Consider the following 23,735-nt stretch of genomic DNA (forward strand, 5'->3'; position numbering starts at 1 on the left):
ATTTCGTGATCCTATTCTGTGGTCTCTTCGCAGGAAAGGAATTTGCTCATGAATGCCAGTCGCAGGGACCTCGTTCTCGCTTCGGCCGGGCTCCTCGCAGCCACGGTCCTGCCGCGGGTCGCGGGCGCCGCCGAGCCGCAAGCGGCGGCGGTGGATGCCGGTCTCGCCTATTTCCGCAAGCGCAACGCCGAGCAGAAGCCGCTGGTGGCGGCGCTGACCAAAGCCCTGTCGGGCAGCGATCGCGCGGCTGCCGAGGCGGCCTATGTCGCCTCCCGTGCGCCCTACGAGGAGATCGAGGTGCTGGCGGCGAATTTCGAGGAGATCGACAAGGACATCGACTCCCGCGCCTATGCTCATGATCTCGGCGATACCGATCCGGGCTTCAAGGGTTTCCACAAGATCGAGGCGCTGTTGTTCGGTGAGGGGGGTCTCGCGGCCGCGCTGCCGCTGGCGCGTGGGCTGGAAGCCTCGGTCGCAGCGCTCGACAAGGCGCTGAACGAGCGCGAGCGCTTCTCGGCCAAGGACAGTTTCAAGGGGATGATCGCGCTCGCGAACGAGATCGGAGCCAAGAAGATCTCGGGCGAGGAGGAAACCTGGTCGGACCGCAGCCTGCTGATCTTCCGCTACAATTTCGCGGGCATCGAGAGCCAGTACCGTCCCTTCGCCGTGAGCGTTGCGGCGAAGAAGCCGGCGCTGGCGCAGGAGATCGACAAGAGCTTGGCTGCGGCGAAGGCGGTGGTCGATGCGCTCTATGGCGGCGAGCCCGGCGGGGCCGCCTATAGCCGGGTCGGCGCGCGCGAGCGCCGGGGCATCGTCAAGTCGTCCGTCGCCGTGCGCGACGGTCTGATTGCTGCAAGCGAGGAACTCGGGGCGGCCTGACGACCGCTCCGATCCTGTCCCGGCGCCGGGGAGGGCGACTCAGAACTCGTCGTCCTCTTCGACCGGGCGCTTCATCTGCTTGAGCTTGGCGAAGACGGAGTCGACGTCGATCGCCGCCTCTTCCTCGCGCTTCGGCTTGCTCATATCGGCGAAGGGCTGGCTGGCCGGTACGGGCTCCGGAGCCGTGGTCTCCTCGGCCGAGAGCAGGGTCGAGCCGGTCTCCGCCGCGAGCGCGGCCGGGCGATCCTTGGCGGCGCGGGCGACTTCGAAATCGAGGTCGATCTGCGAGGAGAGGCCGAGGCTGACCGGGTCGACCGGCGTCAGGGTCTGAGTGTTCCAGTGGGTGCGATCGCGGATCTGCGCGATGGTCGACTTGGTGGTGCCGACGAGGCGGATGATCTGCGCGTCCTTGAGCTCGGGATGATTGCGCAGCAGCCAGAGGATGGCGTTCGGCCGGTCCTGGCGCTTCGACACCGGGGTGTAGCGCGGCCCCTTGGCACGCTTGATCTCCGGTACCTTGACCTTGCGCTCTGCGAGCCTGAGATGGTGGTTCGGGTTCTTGGCGGCGCGCTCGAGTTCCTCGCGGGTGAGCTGGCCGGAGGTGATCGGGTCGAGCCCCTTGATGCCGGCGGCGACTTCGCCATCGGCGATGCCACGCACCTCGAGCGGGTGGAGTTTGCAGAACTCGGCGATCTGCTCGAAGGTCAGCGAGGTGTTTTCGACCAGCCAGACCGCGGTGGCCTTCGGCATCAGCGGCGATGTTGACACGGGCTCGTCTCCTGAAGTGTCGCGGGCAAAAGCTCTCATGCGCCGACCGGCCGCCCCGGCCGGTCATCCAAATCATCGACGATGAGGAGGATCGCGGCGTTATAGGCGAACAGCCGGCGACTGTCCACGGCGAGCCGCTTTCTTCTGCTGTTTTCGATCGACCGCCCGGTCTATCGACTCAGCCTGCGGTCGACTGAGAACGAGCCCGGTCCTCCCGACATGATCGCAAGCGCCATGGCTGCCCAGGTCAGATGCAGCGGCCAGCCATCGGGGATGGTCAGCTGAATGATCGCGGTCATCAAAAGCAGGCAGAAGGCCGCGAAACGCGTCGCGAGACCAAGGACGAGCAGACAGGGCAGCGCCAGCTCGGCGATTCCCGAGAGAATCGCCATGAGCACCGGCGCCGGGAAGGGGTAGGGGCCGCCCGGCAGGTGAAGCATGAATTCGTCGGTGAAGAGCGTGACGGCCGTGTCGCCGATCTGGAGGAAGCCGTCCCATTTCAGCATGCCGGAACGCCAGAACGGTACGGCGAGGGCAAGGCGCAGTGTCAGTTGCACGAGTACATGGGGCGTCATTGCGCGGATCGCCGCATTGGCCATCTCGTTCAGAGTTGGGCTGCGTCCGTTTCCCGCGTCGATGGGCTTCGGCTCCGGCAAAGGAGTCATCGGGCGTCTCCAGGAGATAGGGCGGTGACGGCGCCAGCCTCGACGATGCCGGCAAGGGCCGCGGCGATATCGAAGTCGGGGACGGAAGCGAGGATGCTCGCCATCGCCTCGCCGAGCGTGAGGCCGGTGGCCAAGGCCTCGATCAGCGCCACGCCGCCGGCCGGAAGGCGTGTGACGATCACGTCGAGGTCCGGCCGGGTTATCAGCCCTTCTTCCGCTTCGGCGGCGTTGATCGCCCCGACCGGTTCGGGGGAGCGGTTGGCGGCGAAGATCGTGAGAGCCGCGTAGCGCGAGCGCACCACCCGTGTCGACGGATGAAGCGCGACCGAGACATCAGCCAGGCTTGCGGGCGGGATGGAGGCGAAGGCGCCCGGCGGCAGGGGCTCGGCATCCGCCGCGTGATAGGCATCGAGCCAGGCCCGCTCGACCCGGGCCGTGTCGGCCAGCCAGGGCATCGCTTCCGCATATGCGTAACCTGCGATGAAGTCGGGGAAATCGCGACCGTAATCGAAGAGGAGCGGCGATTTCGGTGGTGTCTGCCGGATGTGGAAGCGCGCCATGGCGCGGAAGAACTCGTCCCCGGTGATGCGCCGTATCGCGGGGTAGATCGCGGCCAGTGCGTCGATCAGGCCGACGGTCACGTTGTTGCGATAGACATTGTAGCGTTTGACCGCCTTCTTGCCGCCCGGACCGGAAACGAGCGCCGGGGTCTGGCGCTCGGGATCGTTCAAGCCGGGCGCGAAGGCCGAGGCATAGGAGCCGTCGTTTCCGGCAGACGGACCGATGCGGATATCAGACCGCATGGCGCAAGCTCGCCTGGCCGGCATGGTGATCCAGCAGGCGCTGGGCCGCCATCGCCTCGGCCTTGAGTATGGGCCAATCCGGAATCTTGCTGTCCCACTCGATCAGCGTCGGGCGCGGGCCGCAGCGACCGAGCACGATCTCGTAGAGCCGCCAGACGCCATCCGACACAGGCCCGTCATGACTGTCGATCAGCAGCAGGGCGTCCTCGTCGTCGCTCTGCTCGGCATGGCCGGCGAGATGGATCTCGCCGACATGGGCGAGCGGAAAATCGGCGAGATAGTCCAGCGCCGAGGTGCCGTGATTGGTCGCTGAGACGAAGACGTTGCTGACGTCGAGCAGCAGGCCGCAGCCGGTGCGCGCGACGATCGCCCGGATGAACTCGGTCTCGCTCATCGTCGATTCCTTGAAAATCAGATAGGTCGACGGGTTTTCGAGCAGGACCGTCCGGCCGATCGCCTCCTGCATCTGGTCGATATGATCGCAGACCCAGGCCAGGCTCTCCGCCGTGTAGGGCAGGGGCAGGAGGTCGTTGAAGAACGTCGCCTCATGGGTCGACCAGGCGAGATGCTCCGATACAAGCGCAGGCTCGTAGCGCTCTACCAGCGATCTGAAGCGCGCCAGATGCTCCCGATCGAGTGGCTCGGGGCCGCCGAGCGACATGCAGACGCCGTGCAGAGACAATGGATTGTCCCTGCGTATGGCTTCCAGGGCGCGGTGCGGCGGCCCGCCCGCGCCCATATAGTTCTCGGCGTGGACTTCGAAGAAGCCCCTTGGCCCGCTTTCGCTCAGGATGCTGCGAAGATGCTCGGGTTTGAAGCTCGTCCCCGCCAGGCCGGAGACGCCATGTTCCGGAAAGCGGAGAGGGTGGGCCGCGGGTGCGGGCCCGGATGCGAGATCTGCCGTCATGACGTCCTCTGCGCTTTCCGGTTCGTGGAGACAGCGATCAGAGCGGCTTCAGCGAGCCCTGCTTGCCGTTCGGCAGGGTGATCGAGGCGCAGGTTCCACCGCGGACGAATTTCCAGGCATTGCCCTGGAAATCGACGGTCGAGGAGCCCTGGCAGGTGGTTCCGGGGCCGGCGGCACAGTCATTCTGGCCCTTCAGGGCGACGCCGTAGCACTTCTCCTTCTTGGCCGCGACGGCGGCCTCGCCCTCGGCCTTGCTCAGCGGCGCGGCGCTCGCAAGCGAAGCTAGCGCCGTCGCCATGGCGCTGGCGAGAAGGGCGGAGCTGACGGCAGACTTGACGGACATGGGAATTCTCCGACTAGAGTTGCAATCGTGCCCATGGAGCCGGACACAAAGCCTATACGCAGGTCGGAGACCGGCTGTTACAGCGCCGGGAAACTTTCTGAACGCGTCCCGCCGCTCGCGGCTGGGGCATAGATCGGGCAGGCGCGGGGGAGCGCTCCCGGGCTCGTGGCAGCACAAGGGGCCCGGCCATATGCGACCGATCCAGGCGGGCGCCGTCGGCGAGGGATGTAACAAGTTGCGATCCTGCTTCGTAGGAAGCGGAGAATGAACTTGTCGCTGCGCGAACATGACTGGGCCATGTGGCTCCGCTTGGCCATGGCTGGCGATGCGGATGCCTATCGACGATTTTTGCAGGCAATCGCCCCGTTCGTCAGAACGGTCGTCCGTTCCGGCTGCCGTGGCTCGGGAAACGAAAGCGAGATCGAGGACGTCGTGCAGGAAGCTTTGCTGGCCATCCATCTCAAGCGCGGGACCTGGGATCCCGCGCGGCCGGTCGTGCCATGGATCGCAGCGATCGCCCGCCACAAGCTCATCGATACGATGCGCCGGCGAGGGCGGCACGTCAGCGTTCCGATCGAGGATGTCGCGGATCGTCTGCCGCTCGACGACGCGGCGCCGGAGCTCAGTGCCAGCGAGATCGACAGGCTGCTTGCGGAGCTCAAGCCGGCGCAGGAAGAGATCGTTCGGTCGATCTCGATCGAAGGCGTCTCCATCCGGGAAACAGCCGGACGCTTACGAATGACGGAAGGGGCGGTCCGCGTCGCCCTGCATCGCGCGCTCAAGACGCTAGGCGCTCTTTACCGGGATCGCTCACGTGAAGACTGATGATCTCATCGCAGCGCTGGCGAAGGATGCCGGCCCGATCCGGCCGTTCCGCTCCGTCCTGGCGCTGTCGTTCGGCGCTGCGGTCGTCGCAGCGGCGATCCTGTTCTTCGCCGCGATCGGTGTGCGGCCCGATTTTCAGGAAGCGATGCAGAGCGGGCGTTTCCTGTTCAAATTCGTCGTCACGGCCGCACTGGCGAGCACGGCCCTGTGGAGCGTGTTCCGGTTGAGCCGCCCTGGCCTCGCCCGGTCCTATCCGGGGCTCCTGATGATGCTCGCGCCAGCGCTGCTTCTCGGCGCCGTGGTCGTCGAGCTGACGCGGCTTCCCGAAGAGCAGTGGCTGCCCAGCCTGATCGGCGAGAACGCAATGTTCTGTCTGACCCTGATCCCGCTGCTCTCCGCTGGGCCGCTCGCCTGCATGCTTGCCGGCTTGCGGCAGGGCGCACCGTCCGATCCGGGTCTGGCAGGCGCCCTGGCGGGGCTTGTGGCGAGCGGTATCGGAGCGAGCTTCTATGCGGCGAACTGCACCGACGACAGCCCGCTCTTCGTGTTGGCCTGGTATCCGATCGCGGCTTCGATCGTGACCGGCGCCGGTTTTCTGATCGGGCGAAGGCTGCTGCGCTGGTGAGGCTTTCCAGGCAGGCGCGGATCGCGCCGGCCGTTCAGATCGTCAGCACGATCTTGCCGATATGGGCGTTGCTCTCCATCAGCGCGTGCGCCTCCGCCGCCTGCGCCAGCGGGAAGCGGGCATGGATCACCGGCTTGCAGCGCCCCTGCGCCAGCAGGGGCCAGACCTTGGCTTCCAGCTCGGCTGCGATCGCAGCCTTCTCGGCGATGGTCCGCGGGCGCAGCGTCGAGCCGGTATGGGTCAGGCGCTTCATCATCAGACGGCGGAAATCGACCTCGGCCTTCGGCCCGTTGAGGAAGGCGATCTGGACGATGCGGCCGCTCTCGGCCGCGGCCTCGTAATTGCGCGCGATATAGTCGCCGCCGACCATGTCGAGGATCAGATCGACGCCGCGCTTGCCCGTCGCGACCTTGGCGGCGGCGACGAAATCCTCGCTGCGGTAGTTGATGGCGTGGTCGGCACCGAGATCGCGGCAGGCCCGGCATTTTTCGTCCGATCCCGCGGTTGCCAGAACCGTCGCGCCGAAGGCCTTGGCGAGCTGGATCGCCGTGGTGCCGATGCCGGATGTGCCGCCATGAACCATGAAGCTCTCGCCGCTCTTCAAGGCGCCGCGCTGGAAGACGTTGCTCCAGACGGTGAAATAGGTCTCCGGAATGGCGCCGGCCTCTTCCAGCGAAAGGCCGTCGGGAATCGGCAAGGCATTGCTCTCGTGGACGACGAGGTATTCGGCATAGCCGCCACCGGCGACGAGGCCGCAGATTTGCTCGCCCTGCCGGTAGCGCGAGACGCCTTCGCCGAGGCCGACCACGGTGCCGGCGAATTCGAGGCCCGGAATATCGGAAGCGCCGGGCGGAGGCGCATAGCCGCCCATGCGCTGCAGCACGTCCGGCCGGTTGATGCCGGCGAAGGCGACCGCGACCAGCACCTCGCCCGGGCCGGGCTGCGGCACCGGCCGCTGCTGCGGCTTCAGGACTTCGGGGCCGCCGGGGGCCTCGAAACCGATCGCGGTCATGGTCTGGGGCAGGGTGGTCATGGCGCTCTCCTGACGAGGGGCGGTCGGCGCGCGGCGCGCGGCTGTGACCACCGAACCGGCATCCACTTTTCCGGACGATGCTTTAGTCTGCCCGCCGCAACCGTTGCAAGGCGAGGCTGCCATGGCTGGATTTATCGAGGACGATCGCCCGGCGCCCAAGCGCGTCCATGAGATCGGGCAGGATCTTTCGCAGCTTTCCGTGGCGGAGATCGATGAGCGGGTGGCCCTGCTGGAGGCCGAGATCGCCAGGCTGGGCGAGGCGCGCCTCAAGAAGACCGCTTCGCGCTCGGCGGCTGACGCCTTTTTCCGGAAGCGGGATTGAGCGGGGCGCGACGCGGCGGCGCTTCGACGTCGCTGTCTCCGGCGCCGAGGGCGCTACGTTCCGATATCTGACGATACTGTGCGGGATTGGTCAGTCGCGGTCTGCGCACGCGCCGGACGCCCGCAGATGGGCAGCGACGGCATGAAGGCCGAGCGCTCGCAACGCTACGGCTGAGATCGCCGGAAACAGGTCTCGTCCTGGCGATGACGGGCGCGTTTTGTGGCGGGCCCGGCGCTCCGTTCCGGGCAGGCTCGCGCTGGATGTCAACAGCGGCGCCGGACGCCGCGGCCCGTCCCGGGGCGGATTTGACAGGTTGTGTCCCAGTTTCGGCGCGAACTCCGCCCACCGAGCAAAATACGGGAGGAATCAATGCCCTCGCACGCCGCGTTAACGGGCTCTTAACGATTCTAAATTATGAATCTGATCATCCAGTTTGTCTGGATGTCGAGTGGCTCCTGCCCACTCTGTTTGACGCCTCCCTGTTGACCTTCGAGCCGCCTCGGGCGGCTCTTTTTTTGGTTCGGAGGAGGTCCGCGGCGCGATCCGCCTCGGCGCCGTCAACCTGCCATTATTAAGGTTAACGAAGCCTTGCCGCGGCGACGACAATGCTATGGCTTTATCTTTGCGGGGCTTCCGGCATGAAACGGCGCTGCGTCTCGCACACGCACGCCCTTGTGCCGAATGGAGACGTGCGATGAGCGATTTTCCGACGCTGAGGCTGGCGGTCGAGGACGGTGCGATCTCGTTCGCGCGTACCTTCGTCAAGTCGGAGGCCTTCATGCAGCTCTTTCGCGAAGGCATGGGCCTGGTCGAGCTGACCGCGAATTATCTCGACGGCGAAGGGCGCTCGGAATCGGCGGCGCTGCCGCGCGAGGTTTCGCTGGTCTATGCGACTGAAAGCATGCGCCTGACCACACGGCTGATGCAGATCGCCTCCTGGCTGCTGGTGCAGCGCGCCGTGGCCGAGGGCGAAATGACGGCGGAGCAGGCGCGTGCCGAGAAGAACAAGGTCCGCATCGCCGAGCCGATGCTGCAGCCGACCAGCGCGGAGGCGGCCCGCCTGCCCCTGCGCCTGCGTGAGCTGATCGCCCATTCGATCCGGCTGCAGGAGCGGATCGGCCATCTCGAGAACCAGATGTCGCAGGCTTTCGCCCCGGTCGCCGCCGTTAATCCGGTACGCGGGCAGCTCGCGAACCTGCAGGCGCGGCTCGGCGCCCTGGCCTGATCGGGGAGGGCTCTGCCCCATGCCGGGGCCGGAGCGCCAGCGCGGCCTGCGGTCGTGGCAGAGCCGGCCGCGGCGCCGCTCCTTGTGAGCGATCGCTCCTGAAAGCGCAGTATTCTTCCGCGGCCATTCGTCGCCGCGATGCAAAAAGCCCGGCCGTGAGGCCGGGCTTTTCGATTTCGGGCATCCGGCCCCGTAGGGCCCGAAAAGCCGGGAATTACTTCTTGCCGAGGGCGCCGAGCGCGCCGAAGCGCGAATTGAAGCGCGAGACGCGGCCGCCACGGTCCAGCATGTGCTGGGTGCCGCCGGTCCAGGCCGGGTGGGTCTTCGGGTCGATGTCGAGGTTCAGCGTGTCGCCCTCCTTGCCGAGGGTCGAACGCGTGAAGTATTCGGTGCCATCGGTCATGACGACCTTGATGGTGTGGTAATCGGGATGAATGCCGGTCTTCATGGCGAATTCCTCAAGTTTCGAAAAGCGGGCGGCCGGAACGCGGCGCGCATCGCCGGCTCTTCGAACAATTCGTACGAGCCTGTCGTGAAGTCGCGTGGCCATAGCGCAGCCTTGGCTGCGGTGCAAGCTTTTCGGGATATGTGAGAGTGGCGAAAGAACTGGTGGAAGACCGCAAGCAGCGCCCGGATTTCAGCGCGCTGCGCTCGTTCTGGCCCTATGCAAAGGCGCAGAAGCGGCGGATCGCCTTCGCTCTGCTGGCTTTGGTCGTCGCATCGGGTGCGACCCTGGCGCTGCCTCTGGCGGTGCGCCGGGTCATCGATGCCGGTTTCTCCGGTGGCGAACAGCAGCTCGCCAACTCCTATTTCGCCCTGCTGATCGGCGTTGTCGCCGTGCTGGCGCTGGCGAGCTCGGCGCGATTCTATCTCGTCATGACGGTCGGCGAGCGCATCGTCTCGAATCTGCGCGCCGATGTGTTCGGCCATCTGACCCGGCTCGAACCGGCCTTCTTCGACGCCAGCCGGGCGGGCGATCTCGTCTCGAGGCTGACCGCCGACACCACCCAGATCAAGTCGACCTTCGCCTCGACGGCCTCGATCGCGCTGCGCAACGCCATCATGTTTCTCGGCGCGCTCGCCATGATGGTGGCGACCAGCCCGCGCCTGTCGGCGATCGTGATCGGCGCGATCCCGCTGGTCGTGCTGCCGCTGGTGTTCTCGGGCCGCAGCGTGCGCAAGCGCTCGCGAGCGGCGCAGGACCGGCTGGCCGACGCATCGGCCTTCGCTTCGGAAGCGGTCGGTGCGATTCGCACCATGCAGTCCTTCGGGGCCGAGCGCGACACGGCGCGGCGCTTCCAGAATGCCTCCGAGGAGGCCTATGCCGCCTCGCGCGACGCGACGCGCTCGCGCGCCTGGCTCTCGGGCTTCGCGATCTTCCTGGTCAGCGCCAGCGTCGTCATGGTCCTGTGGGCCGGTGCGACCGAGGTTTTCGCCGGGCGAATGAGCGGCGGGCGGCTGTCGCAGTTCGTGCTCTATGCGGTGCTGGCGGCGAGCTCGCTCGGCCAGCTCTCCGAGGTCTATGGCGACATCTCGGCCGCGGCGGGCGCGGCCGGGCGGCTCGGCGAGATCCTGGCGACGAAGCCGGCGATCGCGGCCCCTGCCCATCCGAGGCCGATGCCGCAGCCGGCGGCCGGGGCGCTCTCCTTCGAGAACGTCTCCTTCCGCTATCCCGGGCGGACGAACCTCGCCTTGGCCGATCTCGACATCGCCGTCCGGCCGGGCGAGCGCATCGCGCTGGTCGGCCCGTCCGGTGCCGGCAAGAGCACGGTGCTGCAGCTGGCGCTGCGCTTCTACGATCCCTTCGCCGGGCGCGTCGTCGTCGACGGCGTCGCCGGGCCGGAGGCCGATCCGACCGACTGGCGCAGCCGTTTCGCGCTGGTGCCGCAGGAGCCGACCGTGTTCGGTGTCTCGGTCGCCGACAACATCGCCTATGGCCGCCCCGGCGCCAGCCGCGCCGAGATCGAGGAGGCGGCGAAGCTCGCCGCCGCCGATGATTTCATCCGCGCCTTGCCGGAGGGCTACGACACGGTGATCGGCGAGCGCGGCGTGACGCTCTCCGGGGGCCAGCGCCAGCGCCTCGCGATCGCGCGGGCGGTGCTGAAGGACGCGCCGATCCTGCTGCTCGACGAGGCGACCTCGGCGCTCGATTCCGAGAGCGAGCGGGCGGTGCAGGACGCGCTCGACCGGCTGATGCAGGGTCGCACCACTTTGGTGGTCGCCCATCGGCTTGCCACCATCCTCTCGGCCGACCGCATCCTGGTGATGGAGGAGGGCCGGGTCGTCGAGGAGGGCACCCATGCCGCTCTCGTCGCCAAGGGCGGGCTCTATGCCAGGCTGGCGGCGCTGCAATTCGGGCGCGAGGCGGCGTAGGGCGGTCTCGATCTGACCGGACCGATACAGTCATCAGCCCTTGTCCCGGGCGCGCCGCGAGGCCTGGGCCCCATGTCTGCGCCTCGATCCGCAAAGGTCAGGCGTGGGCGAAAGCGGGCCTTCCGCCATGGCTTGCCCCCGGGATGGCTGGCGATCGGTCGCTCGGCCGTGCGGGCAGCGTGACGCGGCCTGAGGTGGCGCAGCGGAAACGGGGCGTTCAACAATTGCTGCCATGCCAACAGGCATGACTGCTTCCATACGCAGGATCGTCGTCAAGGCGTCGATCGCGACCGTTCTTTCCATCGCCGCTTCGCTGGGACTCGCCATGAGCGTCGTTCCGCTATTGGGGGGCGTGGTGGACGGCAACGCCTGGCTGATGACGGTGCTATGCCCGCTGCTGATCGCCTTTCCGGCAAGTGCCTACCAGTTCTGGCAGCACGAGCGGCTGCGCGCGGCCCGTGACGAGATTGGCCGGCTGCATGGTGAACTGACGAGCGCCCATGCCGCCCTGGCCCAGCGGGCGCGGCGTGACGGTATGACGGGCCTGCTGAACCGGGAGAGTTTCTTCGGCGACGCCTCGCGCCTGTCCGCACAGGACGAGGGTGGCGCGCTGCTGGTCGTCGATGCGGATCACTTCAAGACGATCAATGACCGGTTCGGACATCCGGCCGGCGATGCTGCATTGCTCGCGATCACCGCGGCGATGAAGGGCGTGCTGCGCAAGGGCGATCTCTGTGGCCGGATCGGCGGCGAGGAGTTCGCGATCTACCTGCCCGGCACGACCGACGCTGAGACGCGGGTGATCGCGGAAAGGCTGCGCGCGGCCGTCGCAGCCGTCCGGTTCGAGGCGCCGGACGGTACCAAGGTTCCCTTGAGTGTCAGCATCGGCGGTGCGCGGGCCGGTCCGGGGCGCAATTTCGAACAGGTGATGACCGAGGCGGACCGGCTGCTCTACAAGGCGAAGCGGCGGGGCCGCGACCGGGTGGCGTTCGCGGGCCGGGTGGCGCAGGCCGCCTGAGGGCGGCGAACCGCGCCTGTCATTCCGTGGCGGCGCGCGCGAACAATCACTGGTGGACAGGTCTAGGACCCGGTCGACATCGCCGCGACAAGGCGTGCGTTCCGGAGGCGGGTCTGCGGCTGGGCCCGAGGGCTCCAGCCGGAATGACGGGCGTGGTGGATGTGGCTCTCTACCCCGCCTTCTGCACAAAGCTGTCCAGCACCATCTTCCGGCCGGCCTTGTCGAAATCCACCGTGAGCTTGTTGCCGTCGACGCTGGCGACGGAGCCCGGACCGAACTTGACGTGGAAGACGCGGGCGCCGGCTTCATAGGCCGAGCCGCCGGTCGATTTCGCCGTCAGCTCGCCCTCGATCATGAGCGGGCCGCGCTTGCCGCCGCCGAAGCCGCGCTGGCCGGCGTCGGAGAAGCCGGAACCGCCGCCCGAATTGAACCTGGCCTTGTTCTCCTGCGCGCGCTGCCAGCCCGGCGTCTGATAGGAGGAGCCGAAGCTTTCCATGCGCTCGAAGCGCGAGGCGCCATAGCCGCCCTGGCTGTAGGCGGTCGGCGCCTGGACGACCTCGACATGGTCCTCCGGCAATTCGTCGATGAAACGCGACGGCAGGCTCGACTGCCAGAGACCGTGGATGCGCCGGTTCGAGGCGAAATAGAGTTTCAGCCGCTTGCGGGCGCGGGTCAGCCCGACATGGGCGAGGCGGCGTTCCTCCTCCAGACCGGCGCGGCCGCTCTCGTCGAGGGCGCGCTGGTTGGGGAACAGTCCTTCCTCCCAGCCGGGCAGGAAGACGGTGTCGAACTCCAGGCCCTTGGCGGCGTGCAACGTCATGATCGAGACGCGGGCGCCGGATTCGCCACCATCGGCGTCCATGACCAGCGAGACGTGCTCGAGGAAGGCCGGTAGGTCGGGGAACTCGTCGAGCGAGCGGACGAGTTCCTTCAGGTTCTCGAGCCGCCCGGCGGCGTCGGCCGAACGGTCCTTCTGCCACATCTCGGTGTAGCCGCTCTCCTCCAGCACCAGCTCCGCGAGTTCGCCCTGCCGCATGCTCTCGGTCCGCGCCGACCAGCGGGCGAAGGCCTCGACCAGTTCGCGCAGCGCGGTTCGGGCCTTGGGCTTCAGCTCCTCGGTCTCGACCACGGCCCGCGCCGACTGCATCAGCGAGAAGCCGGTGGCCCTCGCATGGTTGTGCAGGAGCTGGATGGTCGCGTCGCCGAGGCCGCGCTTCGGGACATTGACGATGCGCTCGAAGGCGAGGTCGTCGGTGGCTGAGACGACGCAGCGCAGATAGGCCATGGCGTCGCGGATCTCGGCGCGCTCGTAGAAGCGCGGGCCGCCGATGACGCGATAGGGCACGCCGACATGGATCAGCCGCTCCTCGATCTCGCGCATCTGCGCGGAGATGCGCACCAGGATCGCGACCTCGCCGAGATTTTCGCCCTTGGACTGCATCGCCTCGATCTCGTCCGAGATCAGGCGCGCCTCCTCCTGGCTGTCCCAGGCGCCGGTGATGGTGACCTTCTCGCCGGCCTCGTCCTCGGTGCGCAGCGTCTTGCCGAGCCGGCCCTCATTGCGGGCGATCAGCTTGGCGGCGGTGGCGAGGATATGGCCGGTCGAGCGGTAATTGCGTTCGAGGCGCACCACGACCGCGCCCGGAAAATCGTTCTCGAAACGCAGGATGTTGTCGACCTCGGCGCCGCGCCAGCCATAGATCGACTGGTCGTCGTCGCCGACGCAGGCGATGTTGCGCCGGCCCTGCGCCAGCAGGCGCAGCCAGAGATACTGGGCGACGTTGGTGTCCTGGTACTCGTCGACGAGGATATAGCGGAAGCGCTCATGATAGCTCGCGAGCACGTCGGGGTTTTCGCGGAACAGTGTCAGGCAGTGCAGCAGGAGATCGCCGAAATCGACGGCGTTCAGCGTCTTCAGCCGGTCCTGATAGGCAGCATAGAGCTTGCCGCCCTTGCCGTTGGCGAAGACGCCGGCCTCGCCGGGCGGCACGTCCTTGGGGCTGAGGCCGCGGTTCTTCCAGCTGTCGATGAAGCCCGCCAGCATGCGGCCCGGCCAGCGCTTCTCGTCGATCCCCTCTGCCTGGATCACCTGCTTCATCAGCCGGATCTGGTCGTCGGTGTCGAGGATGGTGAAGTTCGAGCGCAGGTCGAGTAGCTCGGCATGGCGACGTAAAAGCTTGGCCGAGATCGAGTGAAAGGTGCCGAGCCAGGGCATGCCCTCGGCGACCGGGCCGACGAGGTTCGCGACACGCTCCTTCATCTCGCGCGCCGCCTTGTTGGTGAAGGTCACCGACAGGATCTGCGAGGGAAAGGCGCGGCCGGTCGCGATCAGATGGGCGATGCGGGTGGTCAGAACACGGGTCTTGCCGGTGCCGGCGCCGGCCAGCACCAGCACGGGCCCGTCGGTCGCCTCGACCGCCTGGCGCTGCTCCGGGTTGAGGCCTTGCAGATAGCCGGCCGCAGGCTGCGCGGCGGCGCGCGCGGCGAGGCCGCCGGGGCGGGGCAGGGGGGCGGAGGTGAACTGGTCTGACAAGGGGCTGGCTTGGGTTTTCTGCGTGATCGTGATTCGTTCACGGTCAATATAGGGGCAGGCGGCCTGGATTGCTCGCCGCCGCGGAGGGTTTTCCGCGACGGCGTCTGGGGCACCCTAAACCCACCCGCTCACCGCGCTGGCAGCAGGTATCTCAGTCCTTGCGTGAAGCCGCGCGGCGCGACTGTGAGATGATCCTCGTCGTCGAGGACCACCGATTTCAGGCTCAGATTGGGGTACTTGCGGCCGCGCAGCGCCGTCTCCAGGGTCCGGTTGTCGGCGACCATGTCGACGTTCTGGCTGTAGCGCCGGTCGCCTTTGCGCAGCGCCTCGTACTCGCCGACATAGAGATAGACCTTGGCCGGCAGATCGCGGTTCTGGGCGGCATAGCTCGCTTCAAGGCCCAGAGCGTGACGCTTGTCGTACCAGAGCGACGGGCTGCCGAGGATGTAGCCGCTGAACAGGCCGGGCTCGGTGAAGAGAATCTGCGTTCCCAGCAATGACCCGTAGGAATGGCCGAGGAAAACCGCCCGGGCCGGATCGACGCGATAACGGGCGGCGATGAAGGGCTTCACCTGATCGCGCAGATAGATCTGGTAGGCCCGTCCCTGGCCATGAACTGTGCCGGCAGGCGCACCGCTCGGCCCGTTCGGCGTCGGGGTGTAGTCGCGCCGGCGGCTGGCCGCGCCATCCTCGCCCTTGGCATAGGACAGGCCGACCAGGATGAACTCCTCGACTCTCGGCCCCTCGATGTTCAGGCGGCGACCGATCTGGCGGATGATCGGGAAGGCGTAGTCGGCATCGGTGACGTAGAGCACCGGATATTTCCGCTGCGGCTCCCTGGCATAGGAAGGCGGCAGGGCGACGAAGACCTGATAGCCACGGCCGGAGACCGGATCGGGCACGTCCCAGACCTCGCTGTCGGCGACCTCGTAGGGTCGGCCTTCGCCCGGCTGAACCTTCGCGGCCGATTGGGGCTGGGCCTTTGCCGGAATGGTGACGAGCGCGAAGCCGGCGGCAAGGGGGATCAGCAGGGTACTCAGGACGCGTCGCAGCACGTGAAGGCTCTCTCATAGGCCCGCGCCGGTCATGGCGCGCGCGGCGAGGTGCCGGGCAAACTCGGGCGGCAATCGGGCAGGTTCGCAATTCCGGGGCGCCGGCATAATCTGGTGGTTAATCGTGGTGCGGTTTGCGGATCGGAAGGGAAGCCCATGGCCCAGGCGTCGCACGCCCACCAGGTCACCAATCAGGTGCCGCCGCTGGCCGATTACGATGCCTACGCCGCCGATCCCGTGCTGAAGGCAGCCGTCAGGGTCTTCGACGCCGGCTGGGCCGATGAGCGGCTGCACGAGGCCGGGCGGACGGTCGGCGCGGCCGAGACGATCGAGATGGCGCGGCTCGCCAACCGGTACGGGCCGGAATTGCGCAGCCATGACCGTTTCGGCAACCGCATCGACGAGATCGCGTTCCATCCGGCCTGGCATGCGCTGATGGCCCGCGCCATCGGCCAGGAGACGCATGCGCTGGCCTGGAACAAGCCCGGCCCGGGGGCACAGGTGGCGCGGGCCGGTCTGCAATATCTCTGGTATGGCTGCGAGAGCGGCATCTGCTGCCCGATCTCGATGACCTATTCCGCCATTCCCGTGCTCAGGCAGGACTGGGCGCGCTGGGCGGAATGGGGCGGGCTGATCTCCTCGAAAAGCTATGATGGCAGGCAAGGGCCGGCGGCGGGCAAGACGGGCGCCACTGTCGGCATGGCGATGACCGAGACGCAGGGGGGCTCGGATCTGCGCCAGACCCAGACCATCGCCTATGACAATCGCGACGGAACCTATTCGCTGCATGGCAGCAAATGGTTCTTCTCGGTGCCGCATTCCGACGTCTTCCTGACGCTGGCGAAGACGGAGGAGGGGATTTCCTGCTTCGTGGTGCCGGGCTGGCTGCCCGATGGCGTGCGCAACGGCATCGCGATCCAGCGCCTGAAGGATAAATGCGGCAACCGCTCGAATGCCTCCTCCGAGGTCGAGTTCCGCGGCGCCATCGGCCATATGCTCGGCGATCCCGGCCGGGGCCTGCGGACCGGGCTGTCGATGAACCACAATACAAGGCTCGACATCGCCGCCGCCTCCGCCGGGTTGATGCGGCAGGCGGTTGCGCTCGCCGCGCATCACGCCCGGCACCGCAGCGCCTTCCAGCGCCTCCTGATCGACCAGCCGATCATGCAGAACGTCATCGCCGACCTCGCGATCGAGACGGAAGCCGCCGCCTGGCTCGCCTTCCGGCTGTTCGCCGCGGTCGACCGGCAGGAGCACTCGGAGAGCGAGAAGCTGCTGGCGCGGATCGGCGCGCCCCTGGCCAAATACTGGGTGGCGAAGCGCACGCCCGCCGTGGTGGTCGAGGCGCTGGAATGCCATGGCGGCAACGGCTTCATCGAGGAGAACCCGATGGCACGGCATTATCGCGAGGCACCGCTCAACTCGGTCTGGGAAGGCTCGGGCAATGTCATCTGCCTCGACGTGCTGCGCTCGCTCGAACGCGAGCCCGGCTCATTGCAGGCACTGCTCAAGGAGCTGCATGCGGCCTCGGGGCAGGACAGGCGCTATGATGCGGCGCTGCAGGCGCTGGAGGGCGACCTGCCCGAGCTCATCCGCCACGAGGGCCAGGCAAGGCGGCTGACCGAGCGGCTGGCGCTGATGCTGCAGGGCGCGCTGCTGATCCGCCACGCGCCGCATGCGGTGGCGGACGCCTTCGTCACGACGCGGCTCGCCGGGCGCTGGTCGGGCCATTTCGGCGATCTGCCGCATGGCGTCGACGCGGCGGCGCTGGCGCGACGGGCGGTGCCGGAACTGGCCTAGTCTCATCCGTCATGCTCGCCCTTGTGGCGAGCATCCACGTCTTGAACACCGCATTGCAGGAGGGAAGACGTGGATGGTCGGGACAAGCCCGACCATGACGGCGAGCGTGCTCACCCCACTTCAGGGGCGAAATCCATCGCGACGCCGTTGATGCAGTAGCGCAGGCCGGTCGGGGGCGGGCCGTCGGGGAAGACATGGCCGAGATGGCCGCCGCAATTGGCGCAGTGGACCTCGATCCGATGCATGCCGAAGCTGTAATCCTCGCTGGTCTCGACGGCGCCTTCCAGCGGCTGGTCGAAGCTCGGCCAGCCGGTGCCGCTCTCGAACTTCTTGTGCGAGCGGAACAGGGGTTGGTCGCAGCCGACGCAGGAGAAGGTTCCGGCGCGTTTCTCGAAATTCAGGGCGCAGGATCCGGCGCGCTCGGTGCCGTGGTTGCGCAGCACGTGATACTGCTCCGGCGTCAGTTTCGCCCGCCATTCGGCGTCGGAGAGCTGGAACGGGAAGTCGTGATCCTGCTTCTTCTGCTTGGCGAACATGCTCGTCAGGCCCATGGCGATGCTCCTTTCTGCGCGGCTTGCTCCGGTCCGCCGGTATATGGCGATCGGCGAGGGCGATTGCAGCCTGCGGCAAGCCTACTCCCGATCACAAAGGCGTCGAGAGGCGGCGGCGCCGCAGCCTTACCGCGTCACCCAACCGTCACGCGACTCCTCTAGTCGGCTCGCCATCGCAATCATGACATCGAGGCAGGCGTGACGCAGACGGTCAGGGCGGTCAAGCGCAACACCAGCCTCGGGCTCAACAGCGCGGTCCATCGCAGCAAGGCGCTGTCGCGCGCCGGTCTGCTGGAGCGGATGTTCACGCTCGCCTTCTCCGGCCTGGTCTATCCGCAGATCTGGGAGGACCCGGTCGTCGACATGGAGGCGCTGGCGCTGCAGCCGGGCGACCATCTGGTCGCGATCGCCTCGGGCTCCTGCAACATCCTGTCCTATCTCACCGCCGACCCGGCGAGGATCAGCGCCGTCGATCTCAACGGTGCCCATATCGCGCTCGGTCATCTCAAGCTCGCGGCACTGGCCGAGATCGACGATCAGCCGACCTTCCGGCGCTTCTTCGGCGAGGCGCAATCGCGGGCGAATGTCGAGACCTATGACCGGCTGATCGCGCCCCGGCTCGACGCGGTCAGTCGCGCCTATTGGGAAGGGCGGAGCCTGATCGGGCGGCGGCGGATCGAGGCCTTCGCCCGCAATTTCTACCGCCACGGCCTGCTCGGCCGCTTCATCGGTGCCGGGCATTTCCTCGGGCGCCGGTTCGGTTGCGATCCGCGCATCATGCTGCAGGCGAAGACGATGGAGGAGCAGCGGGCATTGTTCGATGCTCATCTCGCGCCGGTCTTCGAGAAGAAGCTGGTGCGCTGGCTGGTGCGCCAGCCGGCCTCGCTCTACGGGCTCGGCATCCCGCCGGCGCAATACGAGGCTCTGGCGGCCGATGGCGATGCCGGAATTCTCGGCGTGCTGCGCCACCGGCTGGAACGGCTGGCCTGCGGCTTCGACCTGCAATCCAATTATTTCGCCTGGCAGGCCTTCGGCCGCGGCTATGGCCCCGGTCCCGAGGCTTCCGTGCCGCCCTATCTCGAGCCGCGCCATTTCGAGACGGTGCGGGCACGTGCCGGCCGGGTCGGCTACCATCAGGGCTCGGTCACGGCCTATCTCGCGCAGCAGCCCGCGGCGAGCTGCCATGGCTATGTCCTGCTCGATGCGCAGGACTGGATGAACGATGCCGAGTTGACGGCGCTGTGGACGCAGATCACCCGGACGGCAGCGCCCGGCGCGCGGGTGATCTTCCGCACCGCCGCCGATGAGCGCCTGCTGCCGGGGCGGGTGCCGGAGGCGATCCTGGCGCAATGGCAGTACCATGAAGCCCGCAGCCGCGAACTCGGCGCGCGCGACCGCTCCTCGATCTACGGCGCCTTCCACCTCTACACGCAGGGCGGGGTGAAGGCGTGAGCGAGGTCCGGCAGAGCGATGATGCCGCCGGGCTGATGGACCGGATGTACCGCTTCCAGCGGCACATCTACGACGCCACCCGGAAATTCTACCTGCTCGGTCGTGATGGGCTGGTCGACGGCCTGCAGCCGCCGACGGGCGGCGCCGTGCTCGAGGTCGGCTGCGGGACGGGGCGAAACCTGATCAAGATTGCGCGCGCCTATCCGCAGGCGCGCTGCTACGGGCTCGACGTCTCCGAGGAGATGCTGGCGACGGCGCGCCGGGCGGTGGCCAAGGCCGGGCTTTCCGGCCGCATCACCCTGAAGCAGGCGGATGCGACCAGTTTCGAGCCGGAAGCCCTGTTCGGCCGGCTCGATTTCGACCGGGTCGTGATCTCCTACGCCCTGTCGATGATCCCGCCCTGGCGCGCCGTGCTGGCGCGGGCGCTCACGACGCTGGCGCCGGGCGGCTCGCTTCATATCGTCGACTTCGGCGATCAGGCGCATCTGCCGGGGCCGTTCCGGGCTGTGCTCAATCGCTGGCTGGCGCTGTTCCAGGTCACGCCGCGGCCGGAGCTCGGAGCCGAACTGGAGCGGCTCTGCGCCGAAGCCGAGGCGAGCAGCGGCACGCGCCGGCTCTATGGCGGCTATGCTGTGCAAGGGCTCGCAACCCGGCGAGGCTGAGCCATCTGGACGGCGCGGCCCTTCGGCTGATACGCCATCCAGATGAGCGAAACGCAGGATCAGGCTGGGCCGTCGGAGCGTTTCGAGCGCACCTGCGATCGCCTGCGTCAGCTCTATCACGGCCGCACCCCGGCGGCGCTGCGCTTCCAGTTCGCGACCCTGATCGTCGATCTTCTGATCATCGGCTTCTTCATCGCGACGCCGCTGCTGCGCGACCGGCCGGCCTTTCTCTGGCTCGACTATACGGTCGCCACCATCGTGCTGATCGAGATCGTCGCGCGGATGCTGGCCGCCTCCAACATCCCGCGGCTGTTGCGGCAGCCCAGCATGCTGCTCGACCTCTTCATCCTGGCGACGCTGCTGGCCCCGCAATGGCTGGAGAATTTCGGCTTCCTGCGCATCCTGCGGCTCTGGTCGCTGTCGCAGCGCGGGCTGATCTGGTCGCAGCTGCGCGAGACCCGCTATCGCGAATGGGAGAATGTCGCGAGGGCGCTGATCAACCTCGTGACCTTCCTCTTCGTGGTCACCGGCTTCGTCTACACCTTCTTCTTCATGGGCCGCCCCGGCATCGACGGCTATGTCGAGGCGCTCTATTTCACCGTCGCTACGGTGACGACGACCGGCTTCGGCGACATCACCCTGCCGGGCATCGGCGGCAAGCTGACCTCGATCGTGGTGATGATCGTCGGTATCTCGCTGTTCGTGCGGCTGGCCCAGGCGGTGTTCCGGCCGCAGAAGGTGACCTTTCCCTGCCCGCAATGCGCCCTCCAGCGCCATGAGCCGGACGCGGTGCATTGCAAGGCCTGCGGCCATATCCTGAAAATCCCGGACCATGACGACTGAGGCGTCCGCTGCCCCTGTTCCTGGCCCGGCCGGTGCGGCAGCGGCGGGGCAGGGCGGCGGCCTCTACCGGTGTGCGAATGTCGAGGTCAGAAGCTCGCTCAGACCCGACCACAGGATCTGCACGCCGAGACAGAACAGGATGAAGGCGGAGAGCCGGACGGCGATTTCCGTGCCGCCTCTCCCGAGCAGTTTCTGCACGCGCACGGCATAGGCGAAGCAGAACCAGATGCTGAGCGCGATCACGAAGATCGCCAGCAGGCTCGCCAGCACGAAGAGGAGCTCGCCGGAGCCGCCGGTGAAGGTCACGCGCGACAGCCCGATGCTGATCGTGACGGCGATCGTGCCGGGGCCCGTCGTCAGCGGCAGGGTCAGCGGGTAGAAGGCCTGGGACATCAGGTCCGTGCGGGCGACATCGCCGGCGGACGCCTCGATATCCTTCTGGCTGCCTTCGTTGAGCAGTTTCCAGCCGGATACGGCGACGATCAGCCCGCCGGCCACGCGCAGGATGGGGATCGAGATTCCGTAGAACTGGAGCACGAGCGAGCCGAGAAGGAACGAGCCCATCAGCACGAAGAGCGAGTTCACGGCGATGCGGCGGGCGAGAACGCGCCTGGTTTCGGCCGTCGCGCCCCGCGTCAGCCCGAGGAAGACGAGGGCCGAGCCCGGTGGGTTGACCACGGGAAAAATGGCCGCGAGCACGATCAGGAATGTGTTGACCGCAGCCGGCATGCGAACCTGCCCAAGATCGACAATCCCGGGATTATTGCACGCCGGGAGCGTCCTGCCGAATTCCCGGTCGCGCCCGTCGAGCGAGAGCGACGAGCGCCTGTCGAAAGCTCACGGCTAGTGGCGCGTCTCCCGCTCGCGCTCGCCGCTCATCGCCTCGACCGTGATAGCGGTCTTCACCGGCATGCCGATCATCCGGCCGACGATGGCCGGCAGCGGCATGCGGGCATGGGCGGCCTTCATCAAGGCGAGGCCGGCGAGGATATCAGCCGGGAAGGGCGTGACCTTGCGGCTCGCCATGTCGACATGCAGCGAGAGGTTTTCGGAGGTCGCCGCCAGCCAGCCCTCGCTGGCATGGCGCATCTCGAGATAGAAGTGCAGCCGCTTCTGGTCGAAGGCGATCAACTGGGCGGTGACGCGAACCTGGTCGCTCTCGGTCAGCTCGCGTTTGTAGAGGATGTGGCATTCGGCCGCGAAGACCGAGGCATTGCGCGTCTCGACATAGTCCTGGTTGAGGCCGATGAGCGAGAACAACTCGTCCACGGCCCGGTCGAACAGGACGTGGTAATAGGCCATGTTGAGATGGCCGTTGTAATCGATCCATTGCGGCTCGACCCGCATGTTCGACGAGACAAAGGGCGCGAAGAAAAGGGCGGTCGTGCGGGGTTCGTCATGCATGGGCGCCTCCTCTTGCTCTCGCTTCGTCACTCGCGAGTCCGCCCCGGAGCCCTGCGTCACAGACCTGCCCGGCTTCGCAGCTTGGCACTTGCCGTCGCTCACGGCGCGCGGGAAAACAGCGCCATGGCGGCTGCTCGAAAGCCGAACGATTCCAGACTAGGCGATCCTTTCAGGTTATGACAATGCACTCTCCCGACGCGATGGCTCAGACCCCCCCTGTCCCTGCCGCAGAGCTGCCGCCTTCAGCGCAGGCGATCGCCGCCGTCACCCAGGAACTCGCTGCCCGCTTCGGTAACCGTCTGGTAACCAGCCTGGCAGTTCGTCAGCAGCACGGGCACACGCTGACCTGGATTCCGAACCAGCCGCCGGACGCGGTGGTCTTCCCGCAGAGCACCGAAGAGGTGTCCGCCATCGTGAAACTTTGTGCGGCGCACGGTGTTCCGGTGATCGCGTTCGGAACCGGCACCTCGCTCGAAGGCCATGTCAACGCGCCCTATGGCGGCGTCTGCATCGACATGAGCCAGATGAAGAAGGTCGTGGCTGTCCATGCCGAGGATCTCGACTGCGTCGTCGAGGCGGGCGTGACGCGCAAGGAACTGAACGAGCATCTGCGCGACCAGGGCCTGTTCTTCCCGATCGATCCCGGCGCCGACGCCTCGATCGGTGGCATGGCGGCGACGCGCGCCTCCGGTACGAACGCCGTGCGCTACGGCACGATGAAGGATAATGTGGTCGCCCTGACGGCGGTGATGGCCGATGGCGCGATCGTGAAGACGTCGAGCCGGGCCCGCAAGACCTCGGCCGGCTACGATCTGACGCGGCTGCTCGTCGGCTCGGAGGGCACGCTCGGCATCATCACCGAGGTGACGCTGAAGCTGCACGGCATCCCCGAGGCGATCTCGGCCGGCGTCTGCCCGTTCCCGTCGGTCAAGGCGGCGTGCGATGCGACCATCGTCACCATCCAGTCCGGCTTGCCGGTGGCGCGGATCGAGCTCGTCGACGACGTGATGATGCGCGGCGTCAACCTGCACTCCAAGCTCGGCCTGCCGGAGACGACGATGCTGTTCGTCGAGTTCCATGGCTCGGACGAGGGCGTGAAGGAGCAGGCCGAGCGCTTCGGCGAGATCGCCGCCGAGTTCGGCGGCGGACCGTTCGACTGGGCGACCAAGGCCGAGGACCGCTCGAAGCTCTGGCAGGCAAGGCACGACGCCTACTGGGCGGCGCGCACGCTCCGGCCGGGCGCTGAATCGGTCGCGACCGATGTCTGTGTGCCGATCTCGCGGTTGGCGGACTGCGTCGAGGAGACCAAGCGCGACATCGAGGCGCTCGGGCTGATCGCGCCGATCGTCGGCCATGTCGGCGACGGCAATTTCCATACCCAGCCGATGGTCGACCTTTCCAATCCCGAGGAGGTAGCGGTCTGCCAGGACTTCATCGACCGTCTGGTCAAGCGCGCGCTTGCCATGGGCGGCACCTGCACCGGCGAGCATGGCGTCGGCCAGAAGAAGATGAAGTACCTCGAGGCCGAGCATGGCGCGCCCGCGCTCGCCGTCATGCGCCTGCTGAAGCGCTCGCTCGACCCGCAGAACATCCTCAATCCCGGCAAGATCGTCACGCTGTGAGGTTATCTTTGGCGGCAGGAGGGTTATCTC

General features: G+C 67.3%; 24 protein-coding genes. 12 read left to right on the forward strand and 12 right to left on the reverse strand.

Annotation, left to right across the window (positions count from 1 at the left end; genetic code table 11):
* Window positions 1-48: 48 nt before the first annotated feature.
* Window positions 49-879, forward strand: a complete 831-nt coding sequence (locus tag AC3RCC_RS10760; protein WP_492258405.1) for an EfeM/EfeO family lipoprotein — start codon at window positions 49-51, stop codon at window positions 877-879.
* 39 nt (window positions 880-918) lie between these two features.
* Here the strand turns inward: AC3RCC_RS10760 and AC3RCC_RS10765 are convergent, their stop codons facing one another.
* From AC3RCC_RS10765 to AC3RCC_RS10785, 5 genes are all read right to left on the reverse strand, one after another.
* Window positions 919-1,647 (reverse strand): DUF1013 domain-containing protein, encoded by a 729-nt coding sequence (locus AC3RCC_RS10765; RefSeq protein WP_291646944.1) that lies wholly within the window; start codon window positions 1,645-1,647, stop codon window positions 919-921.
* Between the two features lie 170 nt (window positions 1,648-1,817).
* Entirely contained in the window at window positions 1,818-2,312 is a 495-nt protein-coding gene (locus AC3RCC_RS10770) for a DoxX family protein (protein ID WP_492258406.1), read from the reverse strand.
* Window positions 2,309-3,115: an HvfC/BufC N-terminal domain-containing protein gene (locus AC3RCC_RS10775; RefSeq protein ID WP_492258407.1), complete on the reverse strand. Its 807-nt coding sequence runs from the start codon at window positions 3,113-3,115 to the stop codon at window positions 2,309-2,311. Before AC3RCC_RS10775 ends, AC3RCC_RS10770 begins: the two co-directional genes overlap by 4 nt.
* Window positions 3,105-4,022, reverse strand: a complete 918-nt coding sequence (gene bufB / locus AC3RCC_RS10780; protein WP_492258408.1) for an MNIO family bufferin maturase — start codon at window positions 4,020-4,022, stop codon at window positions 3,105-3,107. Before bufB ends, AC3RCC_RS10775 begins: the two co-directional genes overlap by 11 nt.
* Before the next feature lie 37 nt (window positions 4,023-4,059).
* A complete protein-coding gene (locus tag AC3RCC_RS10785) occupies window positions 4,060-4,365 on the reverse strand; it encodes a BufA1 family periplasmic bufferin-type metallophore (protein ID WP_452117765.1) in 306 nt (101 codons plus the stop codon).
* Between the two features lie 264 nt (window positions 4,366-4,629).
* Between AC3RCC_RS10785 and AC3RCC_RS10790 the strand changes: the two genes are divergently transcribed.
* Together AC3RCC_RS10790 and AC3RCC_RS10795 are read left to right on the forward strand one after the other, a co-directional pair.
* Complete coding sequence (locus AC3RCC_RS10790; protein ID WP_492258409.1) at window positions 4,630-5,190, forward strand: sigma-70 family RNA polymerase sigma factor; 561 nt, start codon at window positions 4,630-4,632, stop codon at window positions 5,188-5,190.
* Window positions 5,180-5,815, forward strand: a complete 636-nt coding sequence (locus tag AC3RCC_RS10795) for an NrsF family protein (protein WP_492258410.1) — start codon at window positions 5,180-5,182, stop codon at window positions 5,813-5,815. Before AC3RCC_RS10790 ends, AC3RCC_RS10795 begins: the two co-directional genes overlap by 11 nt.
* 34 nt (window positions 5,816-5,849) lie before the next feature.
* Here AC3RCC_RS10795 and AC3RCC_RS10800 read toward each other — a convergent pair whose 3' ends face one another.
* Window positions 5,850-6,848, reverse strand: a complete 999-nt coding sequence (locus AC3RCC_RS10800; RefSeq protein WP_492258411.1) for an NAD(P)H-quinone oxidoreductase — start codon at window positions 6,846-6,848, stop codon at window positions 5,850-5,852.
* A 43-nt stretch (window positions 6,849-6,891) separates the two neighbouring features.
* On the opposite strand from AC3RCC_RS10800, the gene AC3RCC_RS10805 reads away from it, so the two are divergent.
* Window positions 6,892-7,170 carry a DUF1192 domain-containing protein gene (locus AC3RCC_RS10805; protein WP_465247491.1) on the forward strand — a complete coding sequence of 93 codons (279 nt, stop codon included), beginning with the start codon at window positions 6,892-6,894 and terminating at the stop codon, window positions 7,168-7,170.
* A 694-nt stretch (window positions 7,171-7,864) separates the two neighbouring features.
* Window positions 7,865-8,395, forward strand: a complete 531-nt coding sequence (gene rcdA, locus AC3RCC_RS10810; protein ID WP_452117769.1) for a protease adaptor protein RcdA — start codon at window positions 7,865-7,867, stop codon at window positions 8,393-8,395.
* A 214-nt stretch (window positions 8,396-8,609) separates the two neighbouring features.
* On the opposite strand, the gene rpmE is transcribed toward rcdA, so the two are convergent.
* Window positions 8,610-8,843, reverse strand: a complete 234-nt coding sequence (gene rpmE / locus AC3RCC_RS10815) for a 50S ribosomal protein L31 (RefSeq protein WP_066471911.1) — start codon at window positions 8,841-8,843, stop codon at window positions 8,610-8,612.
* A 146-nt stretch (window positions 8,844-8,989) separates the two neighbouring features.
* Here rpmE and AC3RCC_RS10820 point away from each other — a divergent pair, with 146 nt between their 5' ends.
* Both AC3RCC_RS10820 and AC3RCC_RS10825 read left to right on the forward strand, forming a co-directional pair.
* A complete protein-coding gene (locus tag AC3RCC_RS10820) occupies window positions 8,990-10,768 on the forward strand; it encodes an ABC transporter transmembrane domain-containing protein (RefSeq protein ID WP_452117770.1) in 1,779 nt (592 codons plus the stop codon).
* A 232-nt stretch (window positions 10,769-11,000) separates the two neighbouring features.
* Window positions 11,001-11,786, forward strand: a complete 786-nt coding sequence (locus AC3RCC_RS10825; protein ID WP_492258412.1) for a GGDEF domain-containing protein — start codon at window positions 11,001-11,003, stop codon at window positions 11,784-11,786.
* A 169-nt stretch (window positions 11,787-11,955) separates the two neighbouring features.
* Here the strand turns inward: AC3RCC_RS10825 and AC3RCC_RS10830 are convergent, their stop codons facing one another.
* Both AC3RCC_RS10830 and AC3RCC_RS10835 read right to left on the reverse strand, forming a co-directional pair.
* Entirely contained in the window at window positions 11,956-14,319 is a 2,364-nt protein-coding gene (locus AC3RCC_RS10830; RefSeq protein WP_492258413.1) for an ATP-dependent helicase, read from the reverse strand.
* A 128-nt stretch (window positions 14,320-14,447) separates the two neighbouring features.
* A complete protein-coding gene (locus AC3RCC_RS10835; protein ID WP_492258414.1) occupies window positions 14,448-15,374 on the reverse strand; it encodes an alpha/beta hydrolase in 927 nt (308 codons plus the stop codon).
* Between the two features lie 153 nt (window positions 15,375-15,527).
* On the opposite strand from AC3RCC_RS10835, the gene AC3RCC_RS10840 reads away from it, so the two are divergent.
* On the forward strand, window positions 15,528-17,171 hold the full coding sequence (locus AC3RCC_RS10840) for an acyl-CoA dehydrogenase family protein (RefSeq protein ID WP_492258415.1): 1,644 nt from the start codon (window positions 15,528-15,530) through the stop codon (window positions 17,169-17,171).
* Window positions 17,172-17,281: 110 nt separating this feature from the next.
* On the opposite strand, the gene msrB is transcribed toward AC3RCC_RS10840, so the two are convergent.
* The gene (gene msrB / locus AC3RCC_RS10845) at window positions 17,282-17,722 is read right to left on the reverse strand and encodes a peptide-methionine (R)-S-oxide reductase MsrB (RefSeq protein WP_465247548.1); all 441 of its coding nucleotides are present in this window, start codon (window positions 17,720-17,722) and stop codon (window positions 17,282-17,284) included.
* Between the two features lie 198 nt (window positions 17,723-17,920).
* On the opposite strand from msrB, the gene AC3RCC_RS10850 reads away from it, so the two are divergent.
* From AC3RCC_RS10850 to AC3RCC_RS10860, 3 genes are read left to right on the forward strand one after another with little or no spacing between them, the layout of a single operon-like run.
* Complete coding sequence (locus AC3RCC_RS10850; RefSeq protein ID WP_492258416.1) at window positions 17,921-19,174, forward strand: BtaA family protein; 1,254 nt, start codon at window positions 17,921-17,923, stop codon at window positions 19,172-19,174.
* Between the two features lie 44 nt (window positions 19,175-19,218).
* Window positions 19,219-19,836: a class I SAM-dependent methyltransferase gene (locus tag AC3RCC_RS10855; protein WP_492258774.1), complete on the forward strand. Its 618-nt coding sequence runs from the start codon at window positions 19,219-19,221 to the stop codon at window positions 19,834-19,836.
* Window positions 19,837-19,878: 42 nt separating this feature from the next.
* Entirely contained in the window at window positions 19,879-20,679 is an 801-nt protein-coding gene (locus tag AC3RCC_RS10860; RefSeq protein ID WP_291646929.1) for a potassium channel family protein, read from the forward strand.
* Window positions 20,680-20,742: 63 nt separating this feature from the next.
* Here AC3RCC_RS10860 and AC3RCC_RS10865 read toward each other — a convergent pair whose 3' ends face one another.
* Together AC3RCC_RS10865 and AC3RCC_RS10870 are read right to left on the reverse strand one after the other, a co-directional pair.
* Window positions 20,743-21,408 (reverse strand): MarC family protein, encoded by a 666-nt coding sequence (locus AC3RCC_RS10865; RefSeq protein WP_492258417.1) that lies wholly within the window; start codon window positions 21,406-21,408, stop codon window positions 20,743-20,745.
* Window positions 21,409-21,522: 114 nt separating this feature from the next.
* Window positions 21,523-22,083, reverse strand: coding sequence for a thioesterase family protein (locus AC3RCC_RS10870; RefSeq protein WP_291641159.1), 561 nt, complete (start codon window positions 22,081-22,083; stop codon window positions 21,523-21,525).
* A 182-nt stretch (window positions 22,084-22,265) separates the two neighbouring features.
* On the opposite strand from AC3RCC_RS10870, the gene AC3RCC_RS10875 reads away from it, so the two are divergent.
* A complete protein-coding gene (locus AC3RCC_RS10875) occupies window positions 22,266-23,705 on the forward strand; it encodes an FAD-binding oxidoreductase (RefSeq protein ID WP_492258418.1) in 1,440 nt (479 codons plus the stop codon).
* Window positions 23,706-23,735 lie beyond the last annotated feature (30 nt).

Source organism: Allobosea sp. GW823-FHT01F03 (assembly GCF_058798075.1).

Coding starts and splice junctions, on each gene's coding strand:
- AC3RCC_RS10760 (WP_492258405.1), top strand. CDS start 49: ATGAATGCCAGTCGCAGGGACCTCGTTCTCGCTTCGGCCGGGCTCCTC.
- AC3RCC_RS10770 (WP_492258406.1), bottom strand. CDS start 2,312: ATGACTCCTTTGCCGGAGCCGAAGCCCATCGACGCGGGAAACGGACGC.
- AC3RCC_RS10775 (WP_492258407.1), bottom strand. CDS start 3,115: ATGCGGTCTGATATCCGCATCGGTCCGTCTGCCGGAAACGACGGCTCC.
- bufB (WP_492258408.1), bottom strand. CDS start 4,022: ATGACGGCAGATCTCGCATCCGGGCCCGCACCCGCGGCCCACCCTCTC.
- AC3RCC_RS10785 (WP_452117765.1), bottom strand. CDS start 4,365: ATGTCCGTCAAGTCTGCCGTCAGCTCCGCCCTTCTCGCCAGCGCCATG.
- AC3RCC_RS10790 (WP_492258409.1), top strand. CDS start 4,630: ATGAACTTGTCGCTGCGCGAACATGACTGGGCCATGTGGCTCCGCTTG.
- AC3RCC_RS10800 (WP_492258411.1), bottom strand. CDS start 6,848: ATGACCACCCTGCCCCAGACCATGACCGCGATCGGTTTCGAGGCCCCC.
- rcdA (WP_452117769.1), top strand. CDS start 7,865: ATGAGCGATTTTCCGACGCTGAGGCTGGCGGTCGAGGACGGTGCGATC.
- rpmE (WP_066471911.1), bottom strand. CDS start 8,843: ATGAAGACCGGCATTCATCCCGATTACCACACCATCAAGGTCGTCATG.
- AC3RCC_RS10825 (WP_492258412.1), top strand. CDS start 11,001: ATGCCAACAGGCATGACTGCTTCCATACGCAGGATCGTCGTCAAGGCG.
- AC3RCC_RS10840 (WP_492258415.1), top strand. CDS start 15,528: ATGGCCCAGGCGTCGCACGCCCACCAGGTCACCAATCAGGTGCCGCCG.
- msrB (WP_465247548.1), bottom strand. CDS start 17,722: ATGGGCCTGACGAGCATGTTCGCCAAGCAGAAGAAGCAGGATCACGAC.
- AC3RCC_RS10855 (WP_492258774.1), top strand. CDS start 19,219: ATGTACCGCTTCCAGCGGCACATCTACGACGCCACCCGGAAATTCTAC.
- AC3RCC_RS10860 (WP_291646929.1), top strand. CDS start 19,879: ATGAGCGAAACGCAGGATCAGGCTGGGCCGTCGGAGCGTTTCGAGCGC.
- AC3RCC_RS10865 (WP_492258417.1), bottom strand. CDS start 21,408: ATGCCGGCTGCGGTCAACACATTCCTGATCGTGCTCGCGGCCATTTTT.
- AC3RCC_RS10870 (WP_291641159.1), bottom strand. CDS start 22,083: ATGCATGACGAACCCCGCACGACCGCCCTTTTCTTCGCGCCCTTTGTC.
- AC3RCC_RS10875 (WP_492258418.1), top strand. CDS start 22,266: ATGCACTCTCCCGACGCGATGGCTCAGACCCCCCCTGTCCCTGCCGCA.